Source organism: Flavobacterium sp. (assembly GCF_044371705.1).
GTDB lineage: Bacteria > Bacteroidota > Bacteroidia > Flavobacteriales > Flavobacteriaceae > Flavobacterium.
On the sequence record NZ_JBILTE010000069.1, the window covers coordinates 1 to 12,739 of the forward strand.

Here is a 12,739-nt window from a genome sequence, read left to right on the forward strand (position 1 = left end):
ATGCAATTTCAAGGAAAAGATATTTTAAACTGGAGTTTGAACGACTATTTAGGGTTGGCCAATCATCCGGAAGTGCGTCAAGCAGATATTGACGCTGCGAAGCAATACGGTGCGGCGTATCCGATGGGTGCTCGAATGATGAGCGGACACACCAATGCACATGAACAACTTGAAAATGAGTTAGCTGCTTTTGTAATGAAAGAATCAGCGTATTTATTGAACTTTGGTTACCAAGGAATCATGTCGACCATTGATGCATTGGTTACAAAAAATGATATTATCGTTTACGATGTCGATGCTCATGCTTGTATTATTGATGGCGTTCGTTTACACATGGGTAAACGTTTTACGTATCGTCACAATGATTTGGAAAGTATGGAGAAAAACCTGCAACGTGCTACTAAAATGGCGGAAGAAACAGGTGGAGGAATTCTTTTTATTACCGAAGGAGTTTTCGGTATGCGTGGGCAACAAGGAAAATTGAAAGAAATTGTTGCCATGAAAGAGAAATACAATTTCCGTTTGTTGGTGGATGATGCACATGGTTTTGGTACACTTGGTAAAACAGGAGCCGGAGCAGGTGAGGAGCAAGGTTGTCAGGACGGAATTGATGTGTATTTCTCTACGTTTGCAAAATCAATGGCAAGTATTGGAGCTTTCATCGCTGCAGATAAAGACATTATTGATTATTTAAAATACAATTTGCGTTCGCAAATGTTTGCCAAAGCATTACCAATGATTCAAACCGTTGGAGCTTTGAAACGTTTGGAATTATTGCGTAACCACCCGGAATTGAAAGATAAATTATGGGAAAACGTGAATGCGTTGCAAGCTGGTTTAAGAGAAAGAAACTTTAATATTGGTGACACCAACACCTGCGTAACACCGGTCTATTTAGAAGGTAGCGTTCCGGAAGCCATGGTTATGGTAAACGATTTAAGAGAAAACTACGGTATTTTCCTTTCGATTGTTATTTATCCGGTGATTCCAAAAGGAATTATTTTGTTGCGTATGATTCCAACTTCGTCGCATACTATGGAAGACATTAATCGTACACTAACCGCTTTTGAAGCCATTCGTGAGAAATTGGTGAATGGTACGTATAAAAAGATTGCGGATGCTACTACGGTGGATGTATCGTAAGTAGAATAGAAAATATATAGATTCAACCACTTCTGAAAAGGAGTGGTTTTTTGTATATACAAAATAGCGAGGGAGCTACTAAAACAAGTTTAGCATGATAAGAAAAGAAGTTGTCTTTTATAAACTCTTACTATACGTTCTCCTTCTTCTATCCACAACAGAGTTAAAGTTTTTCCATAAATTGTGAATGGCATTATTTTCTTCTAATTCTGGTGTTCGGTTGCAGTGTTGAATTCCTTTCGCTTTAAAAACGTGGTAGTAGTGTTTAAAAATGAGTGCGGTTACGCCTTTGTTTTGGTATTCTTCTTCGATGCCGATTAAATAGAACAAGACTGCTTTACTATGTTTTTTAGCTTTCAACAAATGATAAAATCCAAAGGGAAACAACTTACCTTTTGCTTTTTGAAGAGCTTCCGAGAAATCAGGCATGACAATACTGAACGCAATTACTTTACCGTTTTTGTCTTCAATAAAAGCAATGTATTCCGGATTGACAAACGGAATGTATTTCTTTTTAAAATACTCTTGTTGTCTTTTAGAAATAGGCACAAACGAAGCTAAACGAGCGTAGGTTGTATTAAATAATTCAAACATGCGATCTACATACGGTAAAATTTCGTTCGTATTTTTAAACGTAATTGTTTTGAGTTGGTAGCGGGTTTTAATTAATTCGGCTGCTTTGGCAAATGTTTCTTCTTTTACATCTGCAAAGGAGAAGACACTTTCAAAAAATTCTTTTTCTTTTACAAATCCTAATTGCTCCAAATGGTCTTTGTAGTACGGATAATTGTACCAAGTTATCATATTTCCGGGTCGGTCATAGCCTTCTACAATGATTCCCACTTTGTCTAAGTTTGAAAAGCCCACAGGACCTTCAATCATTTCTAAATTATTTTTTTGTCCTAGTTCGTATACTTTTTCCAAAAGAGCTTTGGTCACTTCTACATCGTCAATCACATCCCACCAACCAAAGCGGACTTTATTTTTCTTCAATATATTTACTTCTTCCCAATTGATGATGGCGGCTAATCTTCCCACAATTTTATTGTCGCGATAGGCTAAATAAAAATAAGCTTCTGCATTATCGAATACCGGATTTTTACTTTTATCAAAAGTTTCCAATTCATCGTTAATCAACGGCGGAATCCAATATGAGTGATTTTTATATAAAGAAAAAGGAAACGTTACAAAGTCCTTTAATAATTTTTTAGTGGTGGCTTCTACAATTGTAATCATGTCAAAATTCTTCTTCTAATCTTTTTTTGGTTTCCTCTTTTTGTTTGTCTCTTTTTTTATCGCCTTTAGTTTTGCCTTTCTCTTTTTCTTTTTCTTCGTCTTTCACTTCAATTTTTACAGGCTTGTAGTTTTTATCAAATCGCCAAGAAAAGCCAATGCCACCATATACAATTTCTGGCGTATCCTTAAAATTTCTGCTTATAGAAGCATCAATTTGAATGTTTTGCTTAATTAAATACGCCGCACCACAAGTAAAAATATTATCGGAATAATAATCACCTTGGATGCCTTTATCCTCTAAAAAACATGACCATCGTTCATTGATGCCATAGGTCAAGGTTGCAATAAAACCATAGTTTTTGTATGCTGAAATAAAGTCATTATAAAAAATATTTGTAACTAATACCACGTATGGATTGAGTTGCTGTTGTGTGATGATCATAATTCTTGGCCCAAATACGGGTTCGTTGGGGTAATTGTAAGTATCACCAATATTAAAATTCACACCTGCATAGCCCGAAACTGCTGGCAGCAAACGTCTCCATTTAAATTTGTTATTGGCTTTCCAACTGTGAATATCTAATTTTTCTTCGTAATTTTTAAAAGGATCCCAAATTAAATATTTTGCTCCAAATGTCAGCTCTTTGATACCGGTGCGAATTTCATCTGTCAAAGGAGCCGTATATTGGTCACCTTGAAAACCCGTGTTTAAGATAAATTCTAATTCTTCAAGGAAGTAACCAAATCTAAAATCCATTGTTAAACCCAAACCTTTGATTTGGTTTTTGAGTAGGCTGTGTTGTTCATCGATGTAATAGGTTCCGGCTTCCAATTGGAAAACCGATTTTCCTACTGAATAGGCAGTCATCGACTCACCGGGTCTATTGGAATTGATGACATCTGTAAACTGTGGAAAACAGTCAGCAGAGTAACCGATTATCAGTAGTAGCAGTGTTTTTTTTAAGTTATTCATAAGTTGAGTAGGTTTATGGGACGCTAGTAACAACCAAAAATAGTCTTTTTTATTATTTATTTATGAAACAACCTATATTTTTGAATGGTGGATTTCTTATTTTTACCAAAATATTTGAATATGCAGACGGCATCAGTACCCGGTTTTATCAGAACCATTCTTATTGTTATTTTAATTTATTACGCCTTTAAAATATTGGCACGCATTTTTTTACCATTTTTGATGCGTAAAATGATGCAGAAAGCCGGAGAAAATCTCCAAAAGCAAGCCGAACATTTCCAACAGCAACAAAGTCAGCAACAAGCCACTCCTAAACAAGAAATGCCCAAAAGTAAAAAGCAAGTAGGCGAGTATGTTGATTTTGAAGAAGTTGACTAAACCTAACCAAGATTCTTTTTTTATGAAGTATACCACTAAATTAGTTCCTCATTTGTTAGCTCTTGTGGGGTTTGTTATTTGTTCACTTATTTATTTTTATCCGATTTTACAAGGAAAGCAAATCTCTCAATCGGATATTGTGCAATACACCGGAATGGCGAAAGAACAAAATGATTTCAGAGCCACCACCGGCGAAGAACCGTATTGGACCAACAGTGCTTTTGGTGGCATGCCCACGTATCAATTAGGTGCAAAATACCCGAATAATTACATTAAATCACTGGATTCTGCCTTGCGTTTTCTTCCTCGTCCTGCGGATTATTTATTTTTGTATTTCCTCGGATTTTATATTCTTTTAATAGTTTTAAAAGTCGATCCGCTCAAAGCTTTTTTTGGTGCATTGGCGTTTGGTTTTTCTACCTATTTAATCATTATTTTAGGTGTCGGCCATAATGCAAAAGCTCATGCAATTGCTTATATGCCTTTGGTTGTTGCAGGAGTTCTGTTGGTGTTTCAAAAGCGATTTTTTGCCGGAGGTTTGCTCACAATGGTTGCTGCAGCGTTAGAAATTCAAGCCAATCACTTTCAGATGACGTATTATTTACTCATTTTATTATTGGCGATTTCTGTGTATTACGGATTCAAGTACATCAAAGCGAAAGATTTTAGAGCGATTGGAATTGCCTTTGGCATTTTTATACTCGCAGGGATTTTAGCAGTAGGAGCAAACGCAACCAATTTATTAGCCACAGCCGAATATACTGAATTTAGTACCCGTGGCAAAAACGAACTGACCCTTGGTCCGGATGGTGAAAAAGTTACCGATAAGTCAGGCATGTCCTATGATTATATCACGGAGTACAGCTACGGAATTGCGGAGAGTTTGAATTTGATTGCTCCTCGGTTATTTGGTGGTGGGAATTCGGAAAAATTAGGTAAAGGAAGTAATTTATATGAGTATGCATTAAGTTTAGGTGCGTCTGAAGCAGAGGCAGAAGAATTTTCAGCTGAGGCTCCCACTTATTGGGGAGATCAACCCATTGTAGCCGCACCCGCTTACATTGGAGCCGTTGTTTTTTTCTTGTTTATTTTAGCTTTGTTCGCTGAAAAGCGAAAAATAAAATATGCTTTTTTAGCGGCTGCAATCATTTCGCTTTTTCTGTCTTGGGGTAAAAATTTTCCAGGACTTACCAATTTTTTCATCGATAACATTCCGTTGTACAATAAATTCCGTGCCGTTTCATCCATCCAAGTAATTCTTGAATTATGTGTTCCAGTTTTGGCGGTAATGGGATTGTATTCCTTTTTTAAATTGGAGAATGAGGAGCGTAGAAAAGGCTTATTGTATGCGTCAGGAATAAGTATAGGATTGGTTTTATTTCTTTTTGGTTTTAAGGGATTGTTTGATTTTGCAGGTGGTAACGACGGATATTACAGTCAGGCCTACGGTGAAATAGGACCAGGGTTTGTAGAAGCTTTGCAAAAAGATCGTGCCGACATGTATACAGCAGATTTAATGCGTAGCGGATTTTTAATTCTGCTGGTTGCCGGTATTTTATGGTTGTACATCAAAGAAAAGTTATCTCAAACAGTTGCAATCATTGCGATTGGTTCAATCATGGTGCTGGATTTGGTAGTTGTGGATAAAAAGTATGTGAACGCTTCTGACTTTGTCAGTGCCCGAGAAGTTCAAATGCCGTTTCAAGCAACGCCGGCTGATTTAGAAATTCTGAAAGACGAAGACCTGCATTACCGCGTGTTTGAACCACAATCAGGAATGTCTGGTGCTCGTGCCTCTTATTTTCATAAAGCAATTGGTGGATATAGTGCCGTGAAACCGCAAAGAGTCCAACAATTGTATGATTATCAAATTGCCAAAAACAACATTCAGGTTTTGAATATGTTGAATGTGAAATATGTCCTACAAACTACCGAAGAGGGCCAACCTATTCCGTTACAAAATCCGGACGCAAATGGCAATGCTTGGTTTGTTGAGAAAATAATTAGAGTAGAATCAGCCGATGAAGAAATGAAGGCTTTAGACAGTTTAAAAACGAAAGATGAACTTGTTATTAATTTGAAAGAATTTGGTACAATTTTTAAAGGAACTGCTACTTTACATGAATTAAAAAGAGATTCTCTAGCTAAAATTGATTTGATAGAGTATAAGCCAAACCATTTAATATACAAATCGACAAATTCAAATGATGGTGTGGCCGTTTTCTCGGAAATTTATTATCCAAAAGGTTGGAAAGTGACCATCGATGGAAAAGAAGCTGAAATGTTCCGTGCCAACTATGTTTTAAGAGCTTTACAGATTCCGGCAGGTAAACATACCATCGAATTCAAATTTGAACCGGAAGTGGTGAAAAAAGGAAGTTCAATTGCGTTGTTTAGTTCCATTGGAATGTTGTTGCTTTTGGTTGGCGGGATATATTTTGAATTTAAAAAGCGTTCAAAAGAAGTCAAATCATAACATACTTTTTTAGTTGTATATTTGATTGAATTTAACACATGATGAATAAAGCTGTTTTAAATCACGGAAACCCTAAGGAATTGGAGGCAAAGCGAATAGCTGAAATCAAATCACTTTCCTATGCTGAACGATTAGAACGCTTAATGGCCATTATAGAAGTTTCGTATGCTTTAAAGAATGCACGCAAAAAACGAAAATGATTACGTGGTTTGTCATTTCGACGAAGGAGAAATCTCATCAAGTGAATTAGATTATGAGATTCCTCCTGCGTCGGAATGACAAAACAAAAATGTATTCATTTTTTTTAATACTCCCATGATTTTTAATTTTTATCTCACGGCAATTTACAATAAACTAAACTTCAAATCTTGCAACCAACTATAAAAAAAATACTAATAGTTACCTATTACTGGCCTCCAGCCGGTGGTCCCGGTGTTCAACGATGGTTGAAGTTTGTGAAATATTTACCCGATTTTGGAATCCAACCCATTGTTTATATACCCGAAAATCCAACGTACCCGATTGTTGACGAACAATTAGTGGCGGAAGTTTCTAAAGACGTTATAATTGTAAAACAAAAAATTAAAGAGCCGTACCGATTGGCTGCTTTTTTTTCTAAAAAGAATACGCAAAAAATCAGTTCCGGAATTATTCCCAATAAAAAGAAACAAGGATTCATGGAACGATTGCTGCTTTGGGTTCGCGGTAATTTATTTATTCCCGATGCACGGGTTTTGTGGGTGAAACCTTCAGTTGCATTCTTAGAAACGTATATGAAAGAACATTCCATCGATGTTTTAATTACTACAGGTCCGCCTCACAGTTTACATTTAATTGGCTTAGCCTTACAAGAAAAAGTAGGCGTAAAATGGGTAGCCGATTTCCGTGATCCGTGGACAACGATTGGTTACCACAAAGATTTGAATCTTTCGCCAAAAGCGGAACAAAAACACAAACAATTGGAACGTACAGTTTTGCAGAAAGCCGATTTGATTTTGGTTACCAGTCCAACCACTCAAAAAGAGTTTCAAGCCATTACTCTACAACCAATTGAAGTCATCACCAATGGTTATGATACCGAAAAAATTGACAAACAACCATTGGACGAGAAATTTACGTTGGCTCACATTGGTTCACTGTTGTCGGAACGCAATCCAAAAATATTGTGGAAAGTTTTACAAGAGTTATGTAATGAATACCCACAATTTAAAGCCGATTTTCAATTAAAATTAATCGGGAAAGTCAGCCAGGAAGTTTTAGATTCTTTACAAGAATTCCACTTAATTGATCATCTAACTAATTTGGGTTATTTATCACATTTAGAAGCGGTTACCGAGCAACGAAAATCGCAAGTCTTACTTTTAATTGAAATTGACCGACTAGATACCCGCTGCATTATTCCCGGAAAGTTATTTGAATACCTAGTTTCTGAACGACCAATTATCGGTATTGGTCCGAAAGATTCCGATTTTGCAACAATCCTAAAAGAAACCAACACCGGCGTATTTTTTGAATATGCAGAACAAGAACGTTTGAAAGCATTGCTTTTATCCTATTACCATTTATATTTGGAAAAGAATTTGAAAGTCAATCCGGTTGGATTACAACAATACAGTAGAAAGAGTCTGACTGAAAAGTTGGTTCAGACTATTCAGAAAATCTAAAGTACGTATCAAAAATATGGGAATCGTCCTTAAACAATCGGCAACTAATACGATCATGACCTTTATTGGTTTTGCGATTGGTGCGGTGAATGCATTGTTCATGTATACCCATTTTTTAGGTGAAGATTATTACGGACTGACCGCATTTTTACTTTCATCGGCCAATATTGTTATGCCATTGATGGCGTTTGGCATCCAAAACACATTGGTGAAATTTTATTCAACCCACACATCGGAAGAGGATAAATCACGGTTTCTGAATTTTGTTTTGGTGTTGCCGTTGGTTCTAATTGTTCCACTATTTATTGTGTTGTATGGTTTTTACAATCCGCTTGCTTCGCTAGTATCGCAAGAAAATCCGATTATTTACGATTATGCATGGATTATTCCTTTGATTGCTTTATTCATGGGCTATTTTGAAATATTTTACGCTTGGGTAAAAGTCCATTTGAAATCTGTTTTCGGGAATTTTATCAAGGAAGTGTTGCTGCGAATATGTATTTCTTTATTCTTGTTTGCCGTCTATTTTGATTGGATTTCCAAAATTCAATTTGTTTACAGTTTGGTTTTTATTTATGCAACAATGATGCTTTTAATGGCTGTGGTCGCATTTAAAGTCCGCAAACCGCAATTCCATTTAAAATTTCCAAAACAAAAAAAGGAGATTATCGTGTATTCATCCTTTATCATTTTTTCTTCAAGTGTCGCCATGTTGTTATTGGACATCGATAAGTTCATGATTGGACAATACATTCCTTTAAAAGAAGCAGCCTATTATTCAGTTGCCATTTTTATTGCGTTGACCATTTCCGTTCCGATGCGTGCGATGCATCAAATTACGCATCCGATTACCACCGATTTAATGGCGAAAAATAAGTACGATGAGTTAAATGATTTGTATAAAAAAACGGCCATTACCCTTCAAGCGGTGGGCGGATTTATCATGGTGTGTATTTTGGCAAATATTCACGACGTATATGCTCTCTTACCCGAAAAATATAGCGGAGGAATTTCAGTTGTCTTTATCATTTCAATTTCCAAGTTTTTTGATTTGATGCTGGGAAATAACAATTCCATTATTTTTAATTCTAATTATTACCGAACGGTTTTAACTTTGGGGTTGGGACTGGTCATAGTTACCGTTTCGCTGAATATGTATTTTATACCAAATTATGGGATTGAAGGAGCGGCTTTTGCGACATTAATCTCGATTGGATTGTACAGTTTAGCTAAATTTATGTTTGTTGTTTTCAAAATGAATTTATTTCCGTTTACCGGAAAAACAGTTGTTTCCTTGGTAATTATCGCTTTTACTTTTGCTTTGTTTTATTTCTGGTCGTTTCCGTTGCATCCAATTTTGAACATTATTTTAAAGTCGGCACTCATCGCTCAATTTTATTGGATTCTGAACTATAAGTTAAAGATATCACCGGACATCAACTTATTTATTCAAACCGTTTATTCAAAAGTTAGAAGCTGAAGGAAGTACTTTTCATTCTGAGGAATTTCGTTTATATTTGTTTAAATTTAAAAATAACTCACAATGAAAAAACTAACAGCACTTTTTGTATTTGGATTATTCTTTTGTATCACCAATGTTTTTGGTCAAGCCCGTCATGAATTAAACTTTGGAGTACTTGGAGCCAACTATGAAATACCCGTTCATAAAGATATCACTATAGCTCCCGGAATCGGTACCAACCTCGATTTAGATTGGTTGAATATAGGCGTAAAAGGAAATTATTATTTTGATAACTTATTTGGTCTTTCTGACCCTGCATGGGATGTTTACGGCGGTTTGAATGCAGGCTATTCTGTTTACATGGGGGATAATGATAAAGACAATGAAAGTGATATTGATTTAGGTTTACAAATTGGAGGTCGTTGGTTTTGGAATGATAAATGGGGAGTTTACGTAGAATTTGCAGGTGGAAATGTTTCCGGACTTTCACCAATGATTGGGGTTACTGTGAAGATGTAAATCTATAATTAACCCTTGAAGTAAATTAAAAAAACCACGTGATTATGTTTTCATGTGGTTTTTTTAATTTAAAGTTGCTATTTTTTTTCAGTTACCTATAAAAGAAAAGTCCTGCTCGTTGGGGAACTCGCAGGACTTAATCAACCAAACTTAACTAACTCTAACATTTTTATTTATCTTCTTCTTTCAACGCTTTTGTACCATCTGCTCGGTAGTAATAGTAACTATTGTCGTTGTAAGTTGTTCCATTTTGATAGGCGTAATCGCTACTTCCGTAATATGTGGTGGTGGTAAATCCGGCATTGCCTCTTCTGTAATTTACTTGACCAATCATTTGAGCAATTTGTCCTCTTCTGTTATAAGCAATTTGCATGCCACCAATTTGAGTTAAAGCAAAATTGTTGTATCTCATATAAATGCTTCCAATGCGTGTGACTCTGTTGAATTGATCGTAGTTGATAAACGTGTTACCCACTCTTCGCACTCTACCAAAACTATCGTGTTCAATGCGGACTCCGTAGTTAACAGCTACAGCAGAATTTCCTCGGGCAGAAGCACCTCTTCTATAAAAATAGCCACCATGGCTGTCTTGTGGACGTGTATTGAAATCGAAATCTCCATTTAGGAAAACAAAGAACTCAATGCCTCGTTCCATAAATACGATTGGTTCAGCGTCCATATAATGAACTGCGGCTCCACGTGTTCTGTCAAAAGCAACTGCACGTTCGTCAGTTGTTGCAAAAGCCAAACTTCCAACCAGTAAGTTTGCGGCTACTAAAAGGGTAATTTTTTTCATGACACATTCGATTTAAAAGTTATCCTCTGAAATTTAAATCGGAAGCTTTTTCCGTTTGTTTCAGATTCTTGTTTAGCTATTTTCAATTGCTGTGCCAGAAAGTAAAAAGCGTGTGTGAATGAGTTGTTAATGATTTTTAACTGGTTGAATAATAGATTTTTAACTATTAAAAAATGGCTTTGGAATGGGGACAATTTTTAAATATTGAATTCAATCGTGGTATTATTTAATAGTGATGAAGGTGGATGAAATAAAAAAAAGCTGAGAAGTACTTTTAAGTGAATGTTTTACCACCCGAAAGGATTCGGGCGGGAGCGGTGACTTTGGAGAGCCTTGGTACTTTTAAATATTTAAAATATAGTTATTTACAGCTAACATGGTTCGTTGGAATTAGTAGATTTAGCCAAGCCTATATCAAATAAAGGATAAAATTATGTTTAATATGTAGTGAAAAAAATAATTATTTTCCACTTAGAAATTTAACACTGTAATCAAACGCTTGATTTATTACAGGATGAGCTGCAGGCCAATAAACGCCAAAATGATCTTCATCTTTAATGGTAACTAATTCATTTTTAATTTTTAATAAATTTAGTTTTTTACTGAAATCAACACCTTGTGGTAATAAGATATCTTTTTCATTGACCACAATTAAACAAGGTGAAAAAACTGAAAAATCATTCGCAGTTATTGGCGAGACCAGCTCGTTGTTAGGATCCGCTCTCGACAAATACCATTCAATAACTAATTTGTAGAAGTCGTCATTAGTCTCTCTTAAATCAAATGCAGGATTAATGTAAACTACTTTATCAATTGCCTGTGAAAGTTTTTGATTCTTGATTTGTATTTGTAATGCTGCTACTAGTAAACATCCACCGCTATCAGATACTATTGAAATTGGTGCTTTTTTTCCTCCGATACTTATTTGATTATTGATTATCCAAGAATAAATAGCAACCACATCTTCTAAACTTTTTGGATATGGATTTTCAGGAGCTTTTCGATAGTCGAGAGCAACTACAATAGAGTTGGTGGCATTCGCAAGTCTCCTTGATATATTTTCATGGGTTTCTAAATCTCCTGCAACTAGTGCACCTCCATGAACGTTGTAAATGATAGGTAACTGTTGTTCGGAAGACGGATAGTAAATTCTAACCGGAACTTCGTTAACTACTTTATTTTCAATTTTAAAAATATTTTCTGGGGTAATATTCAATGATTTTATGCCTTCTGAAATCATTTGGCGAACTATTTCAGGAGTCGGCTGAGCAATTATAATTCCAGAAATCAATAGGAATAGTGATAAAAATAAATACTTCATAGAGCAAAGATTAATTGTTATGAATAAGGTTACAACTAAGTCAAGTTGGTTGCAATCATTTGTAAACCATGTTTTTAAAACGTAAATGTAAGAAATAGGAAGTAAACTTTGGTAGACTTTTTGAAAAAAATCTAGAGAAAATTGCATAACCTCCACCCGCGGATACATGCGTCTCGCTCGTAAACACAATCTAATTCAAAGCAATCTCTAAAAAGTTTGGTTATCATTTAGATAATTCTTGTACGGGTATATTTCTAATTGCCTTTTAATTATAATGACATTGCTTGGTTCGACAATGAGTCGTTTTCCAAAGATAGAAAATTTAATTTTGTTATTTGTACGAGCGAGACGCTCGCACGAGCGGGGTTGTTTTTTATACCATCTGCCGCCATTAGTTTCAGTTGGGTAGTGACACTAACCAACTGATTATTCTCTTTTTTTAGTTTGGCTTTTAGGTATTTCCAATAGTTGCGGACTTTGGTATAATCAGCTTCTTCGTTCAGCACGCCCACAATATCCAAAACACTAAACCACCATTTGGAGTATTCATCATCCCAAACGGCACGTACTTCACGGTCATCAAAAAAGCGAATTGATATTTTAAGTTGTTCTGTCATTCTTCAATGTTTATTTACTCTATAGCTCATTAGGTGACAAACTCCGAAGTCAGGAGACTTCGGGGAGCCTTGGATATTTTATCAAAATATAAATATCAAGAATTGTTAAAGTCGAAAATAAAATAATCGCAACCCAGAACCCCCAAAGTCTTTC

The 12,739-nt window shown here is 35.6% G+C and carries 12 protein-coding genes; 7 read left to right on the forward strand and 5 right to left on the reverse strand.

Features of this window, described 5'->3' with window-relative positions:
• Window positions 1-1,143, forward strand: a 1,143-nt coding sequence (locus tag ACIQ2S_RS06475) for an aminotransferase class I/II-fold pyridoxal phosphate-dependent enzyme (protein WP_396174116.1), incomplete at its 5' end; no start/stop codon positions are given.
• Window positions 1,144-1,260: 117 nt separating this feature from the next.
• On the opposite strand, the gene ACIQ2S_RS06480 is transcribed toward ACIQ2S_RS06475, so the two are convergent.
• A complete protein-coding gene (locus tag ACIQ2S_RS06480; RefSeq protein WP_396174118.1) occupies window positions 1,261-2,379 on the reverse strand; it encodes a GTP cyclohydrolase in 1,119 nt (372 codons plus the stop codon).
• 1 nt (window position 2,380) lies between these two features.
• Entirely contained in the window at window positions 2,381-3,352 is a 972-nt protein-coding gene (locus ACIQ2S_RS06485) for a transporter (protein ID WP_396174121.1), read from the reverse strand.
• A 120-nt stretch (window positions 3,353-3,472) separates the two neighbouring features.
• On the opposite strand from ACIQ2S_RS06485, the gene ACIQ2S_RS06490 reads away from it, so the two are divergent.
• From ACIQ2S_RS06490 to ACIQ2S_RS06515, 6 genes are all read left to right on the forward strand, one after another.
• Entirely contained in the window at window positions 3,473-3,730 is a 258-nt protein-coding gene (locus ACIQ2S_RS06490; RefSeq protein WP_396174123.1) for a DUF4834 domain-containing protein, read from the forward strand.
• Window positions 3,731-3,752: 22 nt separating this feature from the next.
• Window positions 3,753-6,206 carry a YfhO family protein gene (locus tag ACIQ2S_RS06495; protein ID WP_396174125.1) on the forward strand — a complete coding sequence of 818 codons (2,454 nt, stop codon included), beginning with the start codon at window positions 3,753-3,755 and terminating at the stop codon, window positions 6,204-6,206.
• 38 nt (window positions 6,207-6,244) lie between these two features.
• Complete coding sequence (locus ACIQ2S_RS06500; protein ID WP_396174128.1) at window positions 6,245-6,406, forward strand: hypothetical protein; 162 nt, start codon at window positions 6,245-6,247, stop codon at window positions 6,404-6,406.
• Between the two features lie 168 nt (window positions 6,407-6,574).
• Complete coding sequence (locus tag ACIQ2S_RS06505) at window positions 6,575-7,870, forward strand: glycosyltransferase family 4 protein (protein WP_396174130.1); 1,296 nt, start codon at window positions 6,575-6,577, stop codon at window positions 7,868-7,870.
• A gap of 16 nt (window positions 7,871-7,886) precedes the next feature.
• A complete protein-coding gene (locus ACIQ2S_RS06510) occupies window positions 7,887-9,350 on the forward strand; it encodes a lipopolysaccharide biosynthesis protein (RefSeq protein WP_396174133.1) in 1,464 nt (487 codons plus the stop codon).
• Window positions 9,351-9,413: 63 nt separating this feature from the next.
• On the forward strand, window positions 9,414-9,851 hold the full coding sequence (locus ACIQ2S_RS06515; protein ID WP_396174135.1) for a hypothetical protein: 438 nt from the start codon (window positions 9,414-9,416) through the stop codon (window positions 9,849-9,851).
• Window positions 9,852-10,020: 169 nt separating this feature from the next.
• On the opposite strand, the gene ACIQ2S_RS06520 is transcribed toward ACIQ2S_RS06515, so the two are convergent.
• From ACIQ2S_RS06520 to ACIQ2S_RS06530, 3 genes are all read right to left on the reverse strand, one after another.
• Complete coding sequence (locus ACIQ2S_RS06520; RefSeq protein WP_396174137.1) at window positions 10,021-10,647, reverse strand: hypothetical protein; 627 nt, start codon at window positions 10,645-10,647, stop codon at window positions 10,021-10,023.
• A gap of 460 nt (window positions 10,648-11,107) precedes the next feature.
• Window positions 11,108-11,968 (reverse strand): alpha/beta hydrolase fold domain-containing protein, encoded by an 861-nt coding sequence (locus tag ACIQ2S_RS06525; RefSeq protein WP_396174139.1) that lies wholly within the window; start codon window positions 11,966-11,968, stop codon window positions 11,108-11,110.
• Window positions 11,969-12,237: 269 nt separating this feature from the next.
• Window positions 12,238-12,585, reverse strand: a complete 348-nt coding sequence (locus ACIQ2S_RS06530) for a hypothetical protein (protein ID WP_396174142.1) — start codon at window positions 12,583-12,585, stop codon at window positions 12,238-12,240.
• Window positions 12,586-12,739 lie beyond the last annotated feature (154 nt).

Bases quoted from the DNA above. Each gene is read 5' to 3' on its own strand.
- ACIQ2S_RS06515 (WP_396174135.1), top strand. From the start codon at position 9,414: ATGAAAAAACTAACAGCACTTTTTGTATTTGGATTATTCTTTTGTATC.
- ACIQ2S_RS06525 (WP_396174139.1), bottom strand. From the start codon at position 11,968: ATGAAGTATTTATTTTTATCACTATTCCTATTGATTTCTGGAATTATA.
- ACIQ2S_RS06520 (WP_396174137.1), bottom strand. From the start codon at position 10,647: ATGAAAAAAATTACCCTTTTAGTAGCCGCAAACTTACTGGTTGGAAGT.
- ACIQ2S_RS06490 (WP_396174123.1), top strand. From the start codon at position 3,473: ATGCAGACGGCATCAGTACCCGGTTTTATCAGAACCATTCTTATTGTT.
- ACIQ2S_RS06530 (WP_396174142.1), bottom strand. From the start codon at position 12,585: ATGACAGAACAACTTAAAATATCAATTCGCTTTTTTGATGACCGTGAA.
- ACIQ2S_RS06500 (WP_396174128.1), top strand. From the start codon at position 6,245: ATGATGAATAAAGCTGTTTTAAATCACGGAAACCCTAAGGAATTGGAG.
- ACIQ2S_RS06480 (WP_396174118.1), bottom strand. From the start codon at position 2,379: ATGATTACAATTGTAGAAGCCACCACTAAAAAATTATTAAAGGACTTT.
- ACIQ2S_RS06510 (WP_396174133.1), top strand. From the start codon at position 7,887: ATGGGAATCGTCCTTAAACAATCGGCAACTAATACGATCATGACCTTT.
- ACIQ2S_RS06495 (WP_396174125.1), top strand. From the start codon at position 3,753: ATGAAGTATACCACTAAATTAGTTCCTCATTTGTTAGCTCTTGTGGGG.
- ACIQ2S_RS06485 (WP_396174121.1), bottom strand. From the start codon at position 3,352: ATGAATAACTTAAAAAAAACACTGCTACTACTGATAATCGGTTACTCT.